This window comes from uncultured Merdimmobilis sp. (genome assembly GCF_902471145.1).
Classification (GTDB): Bacteria; Bacillota; Clostridia; order Oscillospirales; family Ruminococcaceae; genus Merdimmobilis; species Merdimmobilis hominis.
This window is the reverse complement of record NZ_CABRJC010000001.1, coordinates 174,528-190,912: the sequence shown is the minus strand read 5'-3', so window position 1 is coordinate 190,912 and position 16,385 is coordinate 174,528. Positions and strand designations below refer to the sequence as shown.

Annotated in this window: 18 protein-coding genes; 13 read left to right on the top strand and 5 right to left on the bottom strand. The window is 55.5% G+C overall.

Annotated features, from left to right (window positions below; all coding sequences use genetic code 11):
* Nucleotides 1–49 precede the first annotated feature (49 nt).
* Nucleotides 50–532 (top strand): HAD family hydrolase, encoded by a 483-nt coding sequence (locus RDQ42_RS00900; protein ID WP_231358199.1) that lies wholly within the window; start codon nucleotides 50–52, stop codon nucleotides 530–532.
* Nucleotides 533–669: 137 nt separating this feature from the next.
* Here the strand turns inward: RDQ42_RS00900 and RDQ42_RS00895 are convergent, their stop codons facing one another.
* Nucleotides 670–2,169 carry a TrkH family potassium uptake protein gene (locus RDQ42_RS00895; RefSeq protein WP_341484278.1) on the bottom strand — a complete coding sequence of 500 codons (1,500 nt, stop codon included), beginning with the start codon at nucleotides 2,167–2,169 and terminating at the stop codon, nucleotides 670–672.
* 26 nt (nucleotides 2,170–2,195) lie between these two features.
* Entirely contained in the window at nucleotides 2,196–3,557 is a 1,362-nt protein-coding gene (gene trkA / locus RDQ42_RS00890) for a Trk system potassium transporter TrkA (protein WP_054332495.1), read from the bottom strand.
* A 366-nt stretch (nucleotides 3,558–3,923) separates the two neighbouring features.
* Between trkA and RDQ42_RS00885 the strand changes: the two genes are divergently transcribed.
* Nucleotides 3,924–5,096, top strand: a complete 1,173-nt coding sequence (locus RDQ42_RS00885) for a M20 family metallopeptidase (protein WP_308588090.1) — start codon at nucleotides 3,924–3,926, stop codon at nucleotides 5,094–5,096.
* 140 nt (nucleotides 5,097–5,236) lie between these two features.
* Here RDQ42_RS00885 and RDQ42_RS00880 read toward each other — a convergent pair whose 3' ends face one another.
* Nucleotides 5,237–6,055: a metallophosphoesterase gene (locus RDQ42_RS00880; RefSeq protein ID WP_071428061.1), complete on the bottom strand. Its 819-nt coding sequence runs from the start codon at nucleotides 6,053–6,055 to the stop codon at nucleotides 5,237–5,239.
* A 91-nt stretch (nucleotides 6,056–6,146) separates the two neighbouring features.
* Between RDQ42_RS00880 and RDQ42_RS00875 the strand changes: the two genes are divergently transcribed.
* From RDQ42_RS00875 to RDQ42_RS00825, 11 genes are all read left to right on the top strand, one after another.
* Complete coding sequence (locus tag RDQ42_RS00875; protein WP_054332498.1) at nucleotides 6,147–6,581, top strand: DUF6838 family protein; 435 nt, start codon at nucleotides 6,147–6,149, stop codon at nucleotides 6,579–6,581.
* Entirely contained in the window at nucleotides 6,578–7,870 is a 1,293-nt protein-coding gene (locus RDQ42_RS00870) for a phage tail sheath C-terminal domain-containing protein (RefSeq protein WP_231358200.1), read from the top strand. The genes RDQ42_RS00875 and RDQ42_RS00870 overlap by 4 nt, the downstream gene beginning before the upstream one ends.
* The gene (locus RDQ42_RS00865; protein WP_308588088.1) at nucleotides 7,870–8,337 is read left to right on the top strand and encodes a phage tail tube protein; all 468 of its coding nucleotides are present in this window, start codon (nucleotides 7,870–7,872) and stop codon (nucleotides 8,335–8,337) included. The genes RDQ42_RS00870 and RDQ42_RS00865 overlap by 1 nt, the downstream gene beginning before the upstream one ends.
* A 368-nt stretch (nucleotides 8,338–8,705) precedes the next feature.
* Nucleotides 8,706–9,128: a phage portal protein gene (locus RDQ42_RS00860; RefSeq protein WP_308588086.1), complete on the top strand. Its 423-nt coding sequence runs from the start codon at nucleotides 8,706–8,708 to the stop codon at nucleotides 9,126–9,128.
* 482 nt (nucleotides 9,129–9,610) lie between these two features.
* The gene (locus RDQ42_RS00855) at nucleotides 9,611–10,606 is read left to right on the top strand and encodes a hypothetical protein (RefSeq protein ID WP_308588084.1); all 996 of its coding nucleotides are present in this window, start codon (nucleotides 9,611–9,613) and stop codon (nucleotides 10,604–10,606) included.
* Nucleotides 10,606–11,358 carry a phage baseplate protein gene (locus RDQ42_RS00850; RefSeq protein ID WP_308588082.1) on the top strand — a complete coding sequence of 251 codons (753 nt, stop codon included), beginning with the start codon at nucleotides 10,606–10,608 and terminating at the stop codon, nucleotides 11,356–11,358. Before RDQ42_RS00855 ends, RDQ42_RS00850 begins: the two co-directional genes overlap by 1 nt.
* A gap of 11 nt (nucleotides 11,359–11,369) precedes the next feature.
* The gene (locus tag RDQ42_RS00845) at nucleotides 11,370–12,296 is read left to right on the top strand and encodes a hypothetical protein (RefSeq protein ID WP_054332567.1); all 927 of its coding nucleotides are present in this window, start codon (nucleotides 11,370–11,372) and stop codon (nucleotides 12,294–12,296) included.
* On the top strand, nucleotides 12,293–12,526 hold the full coding sequence (locus tag RDQ42_RS00840) for a hypothetical protein (RefSeq protein ID WP_231358206.1): 234 nt from the start codon (nucleotides 12,293–12,295) through the stop codon (nucleotides 12,524–12,526). The genes RDQ42_RS00845 and RDQ42_RS00840 overlap by 4 nt, the downstream gene beginning before the upstream one ends.
* A gap of 4 nt (nucleotides 12,527–12,530) precedes the next feature.
* The gene (locus RDQ42_RS00835) at nucleotides 12,531–12,890 is read left to right on the top strand and encodes a DUF2634 domain-containing protein (RefSeq protein WP_231358207.1); all 360 of its coding nucleotides are present in this window, start codon (nucleotides 12,531–12,533) and stop codon (nucleotides 12,888–12,890) included.
* Complete coding sequence (locus tag RDQ42_RS00830; protein WP_231358208.1) at nucleotides 12,880–13,941, top strand: baseplate J/gp47 family protein; 1,062 nt, start codon at nucleotides 12,880–12,882, stop codon at nucleotides 13,939–13,941. Before RDQ42_RS00835 ends, RDQ42_RS00830 begins: the two co-directional genes overlap by 11 nt.
* Nucleotides 13,941–14,507: a putative phage tail protein gene (locus RDQ42_RS00825; RefSeq protein WP_231358209.1), complete on the top strand. Its 567-nt coding sequence runs from the start codon at nucleotides 13,941–13,943 to the stop codon at nucleotides 14,505–14,507. Before RDQ42_RS00830 ends, RDQ42_RS00825 begins: the two co-directional genes overlap by 1 nt.
* 288 nt (nucleotides 14,508–14,795) lie before the next feature.
* On the opposite strand, the gene RDQ42_RS00820 is transcribed toward RDQ42_RS00825, so the two are convergent.
* Together RDQ42_RS00820 and RDQ42_RS00815 are read right to left on the bottom strand one after the other, a co-directional pair.
* On the bottom strand, nucleotides 14,796–15,599 hold the full coding sequence (locus RDQ42_RS00820; RefSeq protein ID WP_071428081.1) for a transporter substrate-binding domain-containing protein: 804 nt from the start codon (nucleotides 15,597–15,599) through the stop codon (nucleotides 14,796–14,798).
* A gap of 51 nt (nucleotides 15,600–15,650) precedes the next feature.
* Entirely contained in the window at nucleotides 15,651–16,385 is a 735-nt protein-coding gene (locus tag RDQ42_RS00815) for an amino acid ABC transporter ATP-binding protein (protein WP_054331564.1), read from the bottom strand.

The following is a 16,385-nucleotide window of genomic DNA, read 5'->3' as shown; positions in this document are numbered from 1 at the left end:
GCCGGGGAAAGACCGGCCCCTTTTATCTGCCTTGTGAGGCGAAGAAAGGATGGATGAGATGCTGGAGCTGGAAATCCCCGGCTGGGGAGAGGCGGCCATTGAAAACCTGGTGCTGGATTACAACGGGACCATTGCGCTGGATGGGGAACTCTTGCCCGGCGCGGCGGAGAGGATTGAAAGAATAGCAGCCCAGGGGATCCAGGTGTTTGTAATCACCGCCGACACCAACGGCACTGTCAAGGCCCAGTGCGCCGGGCTCCCATTGGAGGTGCTGGTATACGGCGGTGGAGCGGTAGCCAAGGAGAAGCTCCGCCTGGTGGAGCGGCTGGGCCGGGAGTCCACCATGGCCATCGGCAACGGGAATAACGACCGGGAGATGCTGGAAGGAGCGGGAATCTCCGTGGCAGTTCTGGGCAAAGAGGGGTGCTCTGCCAAAACGTTGGCTGTGGCGGATATCCTGGTGCCGTCCATTGAGGACGGCCTGGACCTATTGCTGAAACCCCACCGGCTCAAGGCTACCCTGCGGGGGTAAGAAGGGGAGATCATCTCTCCTGGGTAAAACGCGGAAAAGGGCCACGGGATCACAGGTGATACCTTCTATATTGGGCCATACAGACAAAGAAAAAACTCCCCTTGGAAACTGTCTTCCAAGGGGAGTTTTTGGTGTGGTTACAGGTCGATGTTGCTGGTGGCTTCCCGGTAGCTGCCGGCGATCTCCGCTGTTTTTTGTTTCTGGCGCCACACCGAGGGGGCGAACAGAAACAAAATGGGGAAGATCTCCAGCCGGCCGATGAGCATATCGGCGGTGAGCACCAACTTGCTGAAATCGGAAAACTGGGAGAAGTTGCCTACCGGGCCGACAATATCCAGCCCCGGGCCGATGTTATTGAGGCAGGAGGCCACGGCGCTGATAGTGGTGGTCATGGAAAAATTGTCCACTGAGATGAACAACATGGAAAACCCGAAAATCAGGAAATAGCAGATCATGTAGACATCCACACTGCGGATGACCTGGTCATCCAGCACCTTGCCGTCCATTTTGGCCACTTTGACGGTGCGGGGGGAGAGGAGGGAACGGATGTCCCGGGCGGCGGATTTGATCAATATCAGGAGCCGGGCCACTTTGATGCCTCCTCCAGTGGAGCCCGCCGACGCCCCAATGAACATCAAAAGCAGGAGGATCAGCCGGGAGAACTCCGGCCACAGGTCAAAGTTAGCAGTGGCATAGCCAGTGGTGGTCATCACGGAGGAGACCTGGAAGGCCGCATGGTGCAGGGCGTCCCGGAAGCTGCCGCCATAGGTGGGCAGGATATTCCAGGTGATGGCGGCGATGGAGGCGAACATGATGCCGAAGTACAGCCGCAGTTCCTCATTGTGCAGGGCCTGGGAATACTCTTTGATCAGCAGGAAATAGAAGATGTTGAAGTTGACCCCAAATAAAGCCATAAACACGGTGATCACCGATTGGAGGTAGTAGCTGTCATAAGCGGCAAGGGAGGCGTTTTTGATGCCAAAACCTCCAGTGCCCGCGGTGCCAAAGGAGTGTAGCACACTGTCAAACAACGGCATTCCCCCTAAGAGGAGAAGGATAATTTCCACAATGGTCATGACGATATAGATGCTGTAGAGGATTTTAGCCGACTGGTGCATCCGGGGAACCAGCTTGCCCACCACGGGGCCGGGGCTTTCCGCCTTTAAGATGTGGATGGTGGAGCCCTCCCCCTTTGCCATGGGAACGATGGCCAGCAGGAAGACTAGAACCCCCATGCCGCCCACCCAGTGGGTGAAGCTGCGCCAGTAGAGGAGGCCCATGGGGAGGATCTCCACATCGGTCAGGATGGTGGACCCAGTGGTAGTGAAGCCGGAGACGATTTCAAAGAATGCGTCCACAAAGTGAGGGATATACCCGCTGATATAGAAGGGCAGGCAACCGAACAGGGACATGAGAATCCAGGCGAGGGCGACTACCACAAAACCTTCCCGGGCATAGATTGCCTTTTTGCGGGGTTTGAAAAGGGCTAAAAGCCCGGCGGCCATCAACATGATGCAGATGGCGGCAATGAAGGCGCTGACCGAGGAACCCTCTCCTTGAAAATAGGAGATGGCGGCCGCTGGCAGCATAAACAGGCATTCAATGCCCAGCAAGCGGCTGAGGACATATGCGATCATTCGATAATTCATCCTTTTATCCCCCGCTAGTCCTCAAAAATGTCGTTGATGTCGCCGATGACCCGGTCCGCGGTGGTGACTACGATGATGTGGTCGCCCTTTTGGAAATGGTCGCTGCCCTTGGGGATGATCAGTTTGCCGGGGCGGCTGATGCAGGCCACCAAAATCCCTTTCTTCAGGGAGATCTCTGCCAGGGACTCCCCCAGGTGGCGGGTGCATCCGGTGACAAGGAACTCCAATGCCTCTACCTGGTCATTGGCGATGCGGTGCAGGGTGAGGGCGGAAGAACCAGTGGTGTTCTCCATGGCCCGCACATACCGGACAATCTCGTTGGCGGTGAGGGACTTGGGGCTGATGACGCTGTCAATCCCCATGTCTTTAAAGACCCCCACATACTCTAACCGGTTGACCTTGGTGATGGCCTTGGGAACTCCCAGGTGGTGGGCGTACATGGAGATGATCAAATTCTCCTCATCGATGTTGGTCAGGGTGACGATGGCGTCGACCTCCTCCAGCCCCTCGGAGTGAAGAAGGGTCTGCTGGCTGCCGTCCCCGCAGATGATCTGGGCTTTGGGGAGAAGGTCCGCCAATTTGAGGCAGGTGGCCCGGTCCCGCTCTACAATTTTTACCCGGATCCCCGCGTGGAGCAACATGATAGCCAAATAAATGGCAATGCGGCTGCCGCCTACGATGATGACGCTCTTGGTTTTTTGAGGGATGATCCCCAAGTTTTTGATCAGGTCCGCCAGCAGGTTGGTGGCGGCAGTGACATAGATTTTATCACCGGCCTGTAGGACAAAAGCGCCGGTGGGGATGGTGACCTCCCCGCCCCGTTCCACAGCGCAGACCAGAACCTGGACTTTGACAGTCTCATATAGCTCGCTCAGGGGTTTGCCATGGAGCTTGCTTTTGTCCGAGATGCGCAGTTCCACAATCTCCACTTTGCCACCGGCAAAGGAGTCCCGCTTGATAAAGGTTGGGAACTGGAGGATGCGGAAAATCTCACGGGCGGAGGTGCGCTCCGGGTTGATAGTCATGGAAAGGCCCAGCTCTTCTTTCAAAAAGATCAACTGCTCCGCATACTCCGGGTTGCGGACCCGGGCGATGGTGTGCGGGGCGCCTAATTTTTTGGCAAGAATGCAGCACAGAAGGTTGATCTCATCGGCGCTGGTGGCGGCGATGACCAGATCGCTGGAGCCCACGTTGGCTTCCTTCTGCACCGTCAGACTGGCACCGTTCCCTTGGACGGCCATGATGTCATAGAGTTCCATGGAATTGGTGAGCACTTCGGCGTTGTTGTCGATCACGGTGATGTCATGTCCTTCTTTGGAAAGCTGCTGGGTTAAGGCGGCACCGACTTTGCCGTCCCCCACAATGACGATGTTCATGGTTCGGATCCCTTTCTGCAATAAAATTATAGATGGATCTTTACAGAGTTTTAATGGAAATTGATGATTTTGGGGTAAAATTGGGGTATTCCTTTATGCGTTCTTAATCTATGACCAGTATAGCATTATTCTGGCAACTGACAAGAAGAAATTCGAAAAAAATTCAGAAAAAATACGAAAATGCCACACATCTTAGGGAATTTAATAAAAAACAAGATTCTACTATGGAATATTTGTAGATTTTTAGCGGGAGTATCTGCGGGAATGGGCAAAGCGGTTGACAGCCTACCCAAGGGCAGATTATGATTAGATCAAGCATCCCAAAGAATGGAAACCCGCAGTTTGAGAGAAAGAGAGAAAAATACCATGGACAAACGACTGGAAGCCATAAAAGCATATGTGCAGAGCCATCGGGATGAAATGATCGCCCTGTGGCGGGACCTGGTCAACCTGGAGGGCAACGCCCCTGAAGTGGAGAACTTGGACAAGGTTGCCCAGCGCCTGAAAGAAGAGTTTGAGAAGACCGGCATGGACTGCCGCCTGGCGGATGTCGGGCCCAATGCTGGAAAATACCTGGTGGGGACCATTGGAGCGGACCGCCCCGGCAAGCCGGTGATCTTCTCCGGGCACTTTGACACAGTGTTTGCCAAAGGCACCTTTGGGGCGAACCCTTTCCGTATCGAGGACGGCAAAGCTTACGGTCCCGGCGCTTTGGACATGAAGGGCGGCATCGTCATCTCCCTATATGTGATCAAAGCGTTGGAGAGCATCGGGTACAACGAACACCCCATCAAGGTGATTTATGTCTCGGATGAGGAGATTGGCCACCGGAACTCCAGCGGGTCGGACCTCTACCTGAAGGAGGGGGAGGGCGGCATCTGCGCCTTTAATATGGAGACCGGTTTGGTGGACGGCCGCCTTTGTGTGGGAAGAAAGGCTGCGGTGTTCGGCCACTGTGTGGTCACCGGCGTGGAATCCCACGCGGGCAATGACTTCCCCAGCGGCCGCAACGCCATCGAGGAGATGGCCTATAAAATCATTGATTTGCAGAAGCTGACCGATCTTGACAAAGGCAGTACTGTCACATGCAGCGTCATCCAGGGCGGCACGGTGCAAAACGCCATCCCCGGCCGCTGTGAGATGAAGATCGACATGCGGTTCGAGAAGATGGCGGAGATGAACCGCGTCATGGAGGCGGCGAAGGAGATCTGTGCCCAAACCCATGTGGAGGGCACTTCTACCCAGTTGGAACTGCGGGTCACTATGCCGGTGTTTGAAGTGACCGACGCGGGGATGAACTTCTACAACATGGTTCACGATGTGGCGCTGGAAAACGGATTTGGAGAAGTGGGGTACACCACTTTGGGCGGCGGTTCCGACGCCTCCTACCTGACCATGGCGGGAACCCCCAGCATCTGCTCCTTTGGGGTACAGGGCCAGTGGAACCACACCGACCGGGAGTATGCGGTGGTGGAGAGCCTTTTCACCCGCACTGAGATGATCGTGGCGGTGATCCTCAACCTGGGCCGGCTAAAATAACCATTTAAAGCGTATGTTGAAGAAAACCACCCCAGTGGCATTGCCACTGGGGTGGTTTTTTCTGGATTTTACACGTGGTGTGCGGCGGGAATATAAGGAATGCAGACCGTTTGTAGCCCTTTTGAGGGACTAGGTAACATCTAACGGGGGAGGCCCTGTATCATTTGGGCAATGGATTTTCGCTGGAGGACCTGCACCTCCGGATAGAGCAGCTGGTTGTGAGTGGTGACCCGGCCCTGTTCATCCAGCCAGCAGAGGTTGTAGGAGCTGCGGGAGGTGTAGATGACCTCCGATTGGATATATAGCATCCCAAAGGCGAGGGAATCGGCAGTGTAAAGAGGCTTCCCGGCAAAAAAACCGTTGTAGTTGGAATGGGTGTGGCCGGTAAAGATGGCGTGAATATCCGAATTCTCCACCAGGGAGGAGAATTCGGGTGAAACTTCCAAGGCCATAGCAGGATGTTCGCAAACAGTGGGGTGGTGCATCATCAAAAAGGTGCCCCGAGGTGCAGGGGAGGCAAGCCGTTCTTCCAGCCAGTCCACTTGGGCATCGCTTACCGAACCGATGAGCCCTGATTTGGCGGAGTCCAGGACCAGGATGCGAAGGCCATCCAGCACTACTTCCTGGGTAAAATCTTCATCGCCGGGGGAAGGGATCCCCAAGAATCCCTCCCGGAAGGCGGCGCGGTGGTCGTGGTTGCCCATAGCGGCAATCACCGGCACACCGGGGAGGTATTTATCAAACAGGCGGCGCAGGATGGCGTAATCTCCAGCGTCGCCCTCGTGAACCATATCCCCGGTGTGGAGGACAAAGGCCACTTTACGGGCGGCGAGTTCCTGAAGGCAGCAGGTGAGATTCTCCAAGGGATCCCGAACCTCCCGGTGGAGCCTTTTGATGAAGTCGCTGCTGCCAGGGCAATCCAGATGGGTGTCACTGATGTGGGCAAAGGGCATGAGCATAATACTTCCTCCTTGATATAGGGCTTATAACAGGACGAATAAGACGGTTGATTGGGTGTTTCATAAGAGTGTGCTCCGGCGGAAAGCTGGAGTGGAAAAGGGGGGAACAACTATCGTACCAGAGATCTTAGATGGGATCGACCAGAGGTTGGAGGCGCTGTACCAGGATGTGCCCCGGCATCGCGGGCCGGTCCAAGCCGGGGAGAGCCCGCCCTGTTTCTTTGTGGACTGCCCGTCTATACAGGCTGGACGCAAACGGATGGGGGCGCGGGAATTCCTCGCCAAATTCCAGGTGGCCTTCCTGGCCGGAATGGAATCTGCCGACAGCCTGACAGTTGCCATGAACCTGCTGCGGGAATTGGACCGGCTGGAGACCGCTTCGGGATTGGTGATCCCCCAAGGGATGATTGCCACAGTGGGAAAAGACCAAGCCACGGTGGGATTTGAAGTCCGATATCGGGAGGCCCCTGTGGCAGAAGAAGCACAGACTATGCAGCGTGAGACAACGAAAGGAGCGATTCGATGAGCTTTATCAGCCAAAACAAGATTTTGCCCGGGGTGTATGCCAACTTCACCGCTTCGGGCCTTCACGCCTTCACCCCTGGCCAGCGGGGCCGGGTGGCAGTGTTTGGGGTGTTCTCCTGGGGCGAGCCCAAAAAGGTGTTGGAGGTGGAGGATGTGACCCTCACCGCCAAGATGGGCTACGCCATGGAGGACAGCGCCATGCTGCCCCTGAAGCTGCTCTTCCAGAATGCCACCAAAGCCTTTGTCTACCGCCTCAATGAGGGGGTACAGGCCAGCGCCCAGCTGGTAAGCGGCCTAACCGCCAAAGCGAAATGGGGCGGCAGCCGGGGCAACGACCTGTCGGTGGCGGTCAAAGCGGACGGCGAACTGTTTGAAATCACTACCTACCTGGCGGGCAAAGCGGTGGATGCCCAGATGGTTGCTTCCGCTGGGGACTTTCAAGAAAATGGCTGGATCACCTTGGAGGGCTCCGGCAGTTTGGGAGAGGCCAGCGTGACCCTCACCGGCGGCGCCGATGGGGAGAACCCGGAAGCAGCAGATTATGAGGCCGCTCTCGCCGCCTATGAGCTCTGCGACTTCGACGTCATCGTCTACTGCGGGGAGGACACTGGGGTAAAAGCCAAGCTGATCCCCTGGGTGAAGAGCCGCCGGCAGAACGAACAGTTCATCCAGTGTGTGGTGGTGGATGAGAAAGCCGACCACGAGGGGGTTCTCTCCCTGCGGCAGGGTTTTGTAGATGAAGACGGGGTGGAAATCCCCGCCCGCATGGCTGCTTGCTGGCTGGCCGGAGCCGCCGCAGGGGCCAAGATGACCGAGAGCAACACCTATAAGGTGGTATCCGGCATGAAGGATGTGAGGCCCCGGTACACCCGCTTGATGCAGGAGACCGCAGTGCTGGACGGCCAGTGCGTCTTTGATGTGGACGCAGACGGGGTGCGGCTGGTCTATGACATCAACACCCTGACCACCTACAACAGCGAGAAGCCCCAATCCCTTCGGAAGAACAAGATCCTGCGGGTGATTGACACCAGCGCCCGGGATGTGGCCGACATACTGAAAAAGGAATTCCTGGGAAAGGTGGCCAACAGCGAAGAGGGCCGCTCCCGGGTCAAGGGCCGCTTGGCGGAGTACTTCTCCACCTTACAGGACCAGGGCAGCATTGAGAACTTTGAAGCGGCCAGCGACGTGGAGGTGCTCAAGGGCGCCGACAGCGACGCCATTGTGGTCAACTACGCCATCAGCCCGGTGGACACCGGCGATAAATTCTATCTGACTGCGGAGGTGCGATAATGGAATACACTCGTCTGACCGATACGGTCAATGCCCAGGAGGGCCGTGCATATATCACCAAAAACGGCAAGAACCGCCGGCTGTTTGAACTCTCCAAGCTCAGCGCCAACGTGGAAATCAAAACCAAAACCAAACAGATGCTGGGCAACCGGGTGGAACAGACCAAGCCCACCGGCATGAAGATCACCGGCAGCTTGACCGCCTACCTGATGACCAGCGACTTTATCGATTACGCCAAATCCTACAAGGAGACCGGCGTTTTGGAGCCCATCACCATCCAGACGGTGATGGAGGACCCCCAGTCCACGGTGGGCCGCAGTGAAATCCTCTTGAAAGACGTGGTTCTCTCCAGGGCAGCGCTGGTGAACATCGACGATTCCACCGATGACGCCGCCACCTTTGACACCGACTTTACCGCCGGGGATTTTGAAATCCTCAGCCGGTTTGTGGAACCAGAGGTTCGATAGGGATTTTAAGGCGGAGCGCCCTGGTACCTAAACTATGCAGGGCGTTGCGCACCCCTGCACCCCGCGCCCTCTTTTTTGTGTGAAAGAAAGCCCAGCCCAACAAAGTTGGGCTACGAAAAAGCACATTTAAAGGGGAATAGGCAAACTCACGGCACAGTTGAAGTCAGTACGGTCAGCGTTAGCTGACTGTGCCCCCTTAAAAATCCCCCTCTGCTGGAGGGAGTGAACTTGGAAAGCACAGGGTAATCCATCTTTCCGCTGGCGCGGATGCCCTCGCGGGGGTGAACTGGATTTTTTCTGCAATCTCCGGCGGGGCGCGGGCGGCCTTGAAAAACGACTGCCAAATTTATGTATTAGGAGGATGTGCAATGAACAGCATTCAAGCGTTTCTAAATCCTATTCCCTTGGAACCGATTCAAGCACCAGTATCCCAGCGGTATTTGGATGAGGCGGGCAATCCCATCCTGTGGGAATTCCGCCCCATCTCCCACAAGGAAAATGAGGCCATCAACCGGCGCTGCATGCGGCGGGACAGCAAAGGCGAACACTTCGACCTCCAGGGCTATAAAGAGGGGTTGGTAGCGGCCTCTATCGTTTACCCCGACCTCTCTGACGCCGCTTTGCAGGAAGCCTTGGGCACCCAGGGCGATGAGGTGAAAACCATGAAAGCCCTTTTGCCGGTAATGGGTGAATTCGCCGCGGCTTACCAGGCCGCATGCCAAGTCAACGGCCTGCTGGAAAGCCCCGGAGACCTGCTGGATGAAGCAAAAAACGCATCCGGCAGGGCATAAAAGAGGGCAATGAATTCGGTTTTGCCCATTATGCCCTGCAGAAACTGCATATCCGGTTTGGGGAATTCGCCGCCATGAGCCGCGAGGAACGGGCGCTGACCATTGCCTCCTGCGCCATTTATTTGGAGGAGGAGAAACGGGCCCTGGCGAAACGGAACTAGGGCGGGGTAACCCGCCCTTTTCCGTTATTGGGGAGATGATGATTCGGATTCTGTGGATTCGGTTTCGGGGATATACGGTTTGTTATCTTCATATACCAAAATTATATAACCGTTATCATCAGACCGAAGCAATTGGATGATATCATTTTTTGTTATTCCATTTTCGTTTATATAGGCTTCTATTTCTTTCATACAATTTTTATCTCTCAAAAATGGAGAAAAAAACGGTATCACACGAATCATGAAAATCTCCCCTTTTTAATTATTATCTCACATAATAGCAGACAGATATAGAAATTACAACTTGGAGAGGAGGAAAATATGGATAAAATTTTAGAGGCCATTACTATCTGGAAGAGTGACACGACAATGGAATATTTGGATTATTTGAAAAATCCAAATATCCTAACTCCTGTTACTCTAATGGCTGTAGAATTGCATGGAATTGCCGGAGATGTAAATGACATACGGGAAAATATGAAAGGGATTGTCAATGTTGAGACCATTGCATCTGCTGAACCTAAGAAGGATGAAGTGATTGACCTTATTTCTCTAGCAAAAGATGGGATGGGGTGGGTTGCTGCAATTGTTGGTTTCACATCCAATTGGGATAAGTTTAAATCTATTTTTAATGGATTACTTGGAAAACTGCTTGGCGTGGAAGCTAGACGGGTGAGCGGCAACCCAGAAAGCTTTAAACAAATGGTGGAAGGGTTTACGCTGCTGCCTTCGGTCAAAGAGGGGATCAGCTCCGGCACCTTGCCCGGTTGGATTTCCGCGGTCAAGGCGGCGCTGTCGGGTTTTGGTGGAAGCATAATGGGGGCGTTATCCGCCGCCTTTACTGCCATTATACCATATTTGATGCCGTTGTTGGGGCTTGGGGCAATTCTTTTTTTGGGCAAAAAGCTTGTTGACGCCGTCATGAAATGGGCAACAGGCAAAAATTTTGATTTTTCTTTCTGGGGCATGAAAAAGAATGTCACAGAAGCCATTACGCCAAATGTATCCAACAGCATTAAGGAATCTCTTCCTACAGCCAGTAGAAAAATTGAGAGCATCTCCAGCCTAGCAATGGAGAAAATGAACGCCACCTCAAGGGAGTTGGGCACTGACGCATCGTTTACTGACAGAAGCGCCATGTTGGAGGTTCAACAGCCATGGAGTTCATTGCAACCGCAGGGCGACACCGTCTACCAAATCACCATGAACAACTCCTTTGCTGTAGACCGGGAGGAAACCGCCGATTACTGCATCCGAGAGCTGTACCGCCGGATGCGGGCGGAACTGGACGGCGCTAGACTGGGGGTGGCTTACTAATGGGATACAGCCTGTTTTTAGACGGCATCCATCTGCCGGTGGGCACCGACAAATTGACGGTGCAGCACGGGATGAAATCCAAAGAATACGACGTGCTGGGCCAGGGGCGGGTGCAGACCCCGGACAGCCAGGAGCTGCGGACGGTCTCCTTCACCACCGAGTTCCCCGGCCAGGTGTACAGTTATGTGGAGGAATCCGCCTTCCAGAGCCCAGGGAAGCTGATTGCCAAACTGCGGGCGCTCCAGGAGGAGAAAAAGCCCTTCCGGTTTGTGGCGGTGGGCGGCGATAAGTTGACCATGCGGGTGACCTTGGAACAGATGGACACCACCGAACAAGGGGGCGAGGACGGAGACTATGAAGTCTCGATCCGGCTGAAAGAATACCGGGAATTTGGGGTGAAAACCACCGATATCCCCAGTTTGCCCCGGCCTGGAATGGTGCCGGAACCCAAGACGGTGACCCTCAATCCCGGGGAGACGCTGCAGGATAAGCTCACCCCCTCCCAGAAGAAGGCGGTGGAAACTGGGGCGAAAACCGTCCTCGCCTTTGCCATGGGGAAGGTGATCAACCCGGCGATTGCCCCGGCGTTTGTGCCGATTCAGATTGTACCCACTGAGGTACATGACTCCGCCATTGACCTGGCCGCCGACCGGGAAAAGATGCGCCAATGGGTGGGCATTGCCAAGGATGTGAAAGACAGAATCCAAAAGCTGAATCTGCCGGATGATTATGACTTTGGCAACCAGATGTAGGGGGGAGTTCATTGAAACTGTATATAGAATCCTCAGGGAAAGTGTTCGATTTGACCGATGCCGCCACTGGAATTACCTGGGAATCCACCTATCAGAGCGGCGCGGCCCGGCTGGAAGTGACGGTGCTGGGAGGGGGATTCTCCCCTGGGGATATGCTCACCTTTGAAAAGGACGGGGAAAAGGCGTTCAGCGGGCGGGTGTTTTCCATCCGGCGGGAGGGGGCGGGGACGGTGCGGCTCACCGCTTATGACCAGCTGCGGTACCTGAAAGCCCAGGATGTCATCTTCCGCAAAGGGATGACTTTGGAAGACTTACTGGCACAAGGGTGTACGGCGCTGGGCCTGCGGCTGGGGCAGTGTGCCTCCACTGGGTTCCCGCTGCCGGACAAGACCTTTGACAACAAAGCTTGGCTGGATGTGCTGTATGATTCCATCCAGGAATTGAAACGGCTCACCGGGGCGGAATACTGCCTCTACGACGATTTTGGAGCCATCCGCCTCGCTCTGCTCCAGGATTTGCGGCAGCCGATCATCTTGGGGGAGGGCAGTTTGATCACCGGCTACAGCCAGGAGGAGAGCCTGGAAAATGCCGCCAACCGGATCAAGCTGGTGCAACCGGGCAACGGGGTGTTCCTCTATGAGGACAATGCCTCCATGAAGAACTGGGGCGTTTTGCAGCACCTGGAAAAATTGGATGGTGGGGAGAATCAGGCCCAGGCCGACCAGCTGGGCAAATCGCTGCTGCAGGAGAAGAACCGAGTTGGAAAGACGTTGTCCCTCTCCTGCCTGGGCGATCTGCGGGTCCGGGGAGGACGGGGGGTGCGTGTAGTGCTGCCGGATCTCTCCCTGGACGGCTGGATGGTAGTGGACCGGGTGCGGCACACCATCCGCCATGGGGATCACACCATGGAAGTGGAGCTGGTAGGAGGTGCTCAATGAGCATTGTAGAACTGGTGAAAGAGATTGCGGCCGGGGTGCTGGACAACAGCGACCAGCCAGCTATCCAAATTGGGGTGATGACTGGCCCCGCCGAAGTAAAACTGGAGAGCCAAAGCGGGGCCCGGGCCTGTGTAGCGGTCAAACACCCGCTGGAGTATATGCCTAAGGCGGGGGACAAGGTCGCCGTATTGCGCCATGGGCAAACCTGCATCATTTTGGGAAAGGTGTGATGGAATGGAACCAAGTTTGACCCTTGGCCTCGACTTTGAACGTGGCCGGATTTCCGGGGAGGTAGACGGCCTGGCAGCGGTGCAGCAGGCGGCGAAGCTGGCGCTGGAGACCCCGCGCTTCCGACATGTCATCTTTTCCGGGGAATACGGAAGCGAAGTGGACCGCCTGTGGGGGAAGCACCGGGACTTGATCCGGGGGGAACTAGAGAGGCTCATCGCCGAGGCCCTCACCCAGGACGACCGGATTGAGGGCATAGAGGATTTTTCCTTGGAATTTTCCGGGGATGAAGTGATCTGCCAATTCACAGTGGTTTCCGCCGAAGGCAGCTTTGCCATGGAAAGGAGAATGGAGCTTGGAGTATAACGTGATTTTACAGAGGATGCTTGCCCGCCTGCCCAGCCGCTATGACAAACGGGAGGGCAGTGTTTTGTATACCCTGCTGGCACCGGTGGCTTGGGCCATTGCCCAGTGCCATTATATTTTGAGCTGGGCGGTGAGCCTGGTATTCCCCGACACGGCGACCGGGGATTTTTTGGACCTCTCCTGTTCTGCCTTTGGGCTGGACCGGGAACCGGCTACTTACAGCGTGCGCAAGGTGGTTTGTACCGATTCTGCCGGTGAGCCCATGGCAGTGCCGGTGGGCGCCCGCCTCGGCTTGGGGGGGATGATCTTTCAGATTGAAAAGGAGCTCTCTTCCGGGGTGTACCAGGCGGTGGCCCAGACGGCGGGGGCAGCTGCCAACCTCCTGTCCGGGGACCTGCTGCCCATCGACAACATCTCCGGCCTGGGCCGGGCGGAACTGGGAGAAGTCTTAATCCCTGCCCGAGACGCCGAGACCGATGAGGAGTTCCGGGCGAGGTTTGCCCAATCGGTGCGGGAGACCCCCTATGGCGGCAACATCGCCGACTACCGGGAAAAGACGTTGACGATTGAGGGGGTGGGGGCCGCCGCTGTCTTTGGAGCTCCTTCTTTGGGAGCCGGCCAGGTGGGCATCGTCATCGCCGACGAGCAGAAGGAGCCAGCTACAACCGAACTGGTGGACAAAGTCCAAACCCTCATGGGGGTGGATGGATCGGGGATCGCACCCATTGGCCACACCGTCACCGTGAAGTCCTGTACCAGTCTGGAAATTCCAGTGGACGCCCAGCTTTCCCTCAAAAGCGGCGCCAACCTGGATCTGGTGAAACCCTATGTGGAGGAGGCCATCCGAGATTACATCTCCTCCATTGGGTTTGAAGCCCCCACTGTCTTTTATGCCCGGTTGGTATCGGCCATCCTTACCAGCCATGAGAGCATCCTGGATGTGGGAACTGTCACCTTGGGGGGTGGGAGTGCAAACCTCGCCCTCTCCAAAACTTTTGACAGCTATCAGGTGGCCAAAACTGGCACGATCACCGTTTCGGAGGTGGTGTAATGCTGTGGTGGGATTCCCAGTCGGATTACGCGTCCTTTTTGCCCAAGATGTGGGACCAGATCGAAGAGGTGGCAGCCATTGCCCAGGCGGTCAACCCGGAGATTGACAACATCAAAGGGGAGTTGCGCCGGCTAGTGTACAATCGGTTCCCTCAGGCCGCGGATGAGGAGGGCATCGCCCGATGGGAAAAACTGCTGGGGGTCTCCTCCCCTCTCAACAGCAGCTTGAAGGCCCGCCGGGAGGCGGTGCTCGCCAAGCTGCGGACCAAACCGCCCATCAACCTGATAACCCTGAAAGAGATCATCGAAGCATATATGGGGGTAACCGTGGAGATCTACCTGGATGGCTACACCGTCAAGGTGCGGTACAGGGGAGAGAGCCGGATTGCTGACCTGGCCCCGCTGTATGCCACCGCCTATGAGACCATTCCAGCAAACCTGATCTTGGAGATTGCCTACGCCTATGTCACCTGGGGAGAAGTGCTTTCCAAGAGTTGGGAGACCGCCAAACAGGGGAGCTGGGATCAACTGCGAAGGGGAGACAACAATGCCAGCGGGAACCGCTAACTTGTATGTGGCCTTGCCCCATTATGAGTACACTGTCTGCGTGGGGTTCTCATCGACAACATGCCGGTGCTGGACAGCAGCGTCCGCCTTTTTTTAGGGTGGAAAATGCACCGTTTTGCATATTTATAAAGAGGGGAGCCGGCTACAATAGCCGGCTCCCCTCTTGTGCCCCCAAAATACCTTGGACAAGCAGGCTGGATTAGACCGCCGTCATTGATGCAGTTAAGCGGACAACAACAAATCCCCCGGCCCTCCTTGGTGGAGGGCCGGGGGAAACAACGTATGGATTTATTTTTTGGAGATATCGTAGCCAAACCACTTGTTGGAGAGCTCAGTCAAGGTGCCATCTTCGTGCATTTCAGTCAGGGCGGCATCCACCTTGGCGCGCAGGGCATCGCCGCGTTCGGTTTTGGCAAACAGATAGGCATCTTCCTCCAGGTAAATGGCGTCGCCGACGATTTCAAGAGGAAGATCGTTGTCTTTGATTTCGACAGAGGAAGCGGCAGCACCCTGAATGCAAGCGGAGGTCTTGCCTGTTGTTACCTGGAGAAGGTTGCCGGTTTCCACGGGGATAAGCTCGATTTCCCCGTTGGGATACATCTCCTTGAGCATGTCGGTTTCATTGCCGCCAACGCCGCAGGTCACCTTTTTGCCGATGAGGTCGTCCAGACTCTGAATATTTTCCGGATTTCCTTTGGGGACAACAATCTTTAGAGGGTTGTAGCAGTAGGGGACGGAGAAGTTGTAGTTCTTTTCCCGTTCAGGGTTTTTGGAAACTTGGTTCGCAATAGTGTCGATGTCGCCCTTATCCACCATGCCGAAAAGGCCGGAGTAGGCAGCCTGTACATGGATAACCTCCAAACCGCTGCGCTCACCAATCTCTTTCCAGACGTCTACCTCAAAGCCGACCTTTTGGTCGCCTTCCATATAGTCGAAGGGATAGTAGGTGAAAGAGGAGCCTACTTTGATGGTGGTAGGATTGGAGGGGTCTTCCGACGCCTCCGGTTCATTTCCATTGGAGCAGCCCATAAATGCGCTGCCGACCAGCGCCGCGGTCAGGAGAAGTGCCAGAATTTTTTTTGTTTTTTTCATCTGTTATTCCTCGCTTTTACTTCACTTTTATTGACAAAAAATTTCCTTCTCTTACCGCTGGGATAATTGGAGGAAGTTCTTTGTTCTCTCATTTTGAGGGTTGCCGAAGATCTGCTCGGGAGGGCCTTGCTCCACAATTTGGCCATCGGCCATAAAGACCACCTTGTCTGCCGCTTCCCGGGCGAAGCGCATTTCATGGGTGACGATCAGCATGGTGGTGTGCTTTTTGGCCAGGTCGCGGATGACCTCCAACACCTCGCCCACCAAGCTGGGGTCCAGGGCTGCGGTCGGCTCGTCAAACAAGATAATCTGGGGCTTTACTGCCATGGCCCTGGCGATGCCGACCCGCTGCTGTTGGCCACCAGAGAGGCGGGAGGGATACTCGTTTTCTTTGTCCAGTAAGCTCACCTGTTTTAAATAGCCGCGGGCTTCTTCCAGGGCCTTGTCCCTGGGCATCTTTTGGACGGTCACCAGCGGTTGGAGGACGTTATCCAGGACAGTCATATTTTTAAATAGGTTGTAGCTTTGGAACACCATAGCGGATTGATGGCGCAGAGCTTTGATCTCCTTAGGGGTAGAGGATTGGGCATCCACCGAAACCTCCCCGATGGCGATGGTCCCTTGCTCGGGCTGTTCCAGGTAGTTGATACAGCGCAGCAGAGTGGACTTCCCAGTGCCGGAGGGTCCGATGACTGCGACTACCTCCCCCTTTTGAATCTCAAGGTCGATCCCACGAAGGACCTCCAGCTGATCGAACTTTTTATGCAGATTGGTAATTTTAATCAT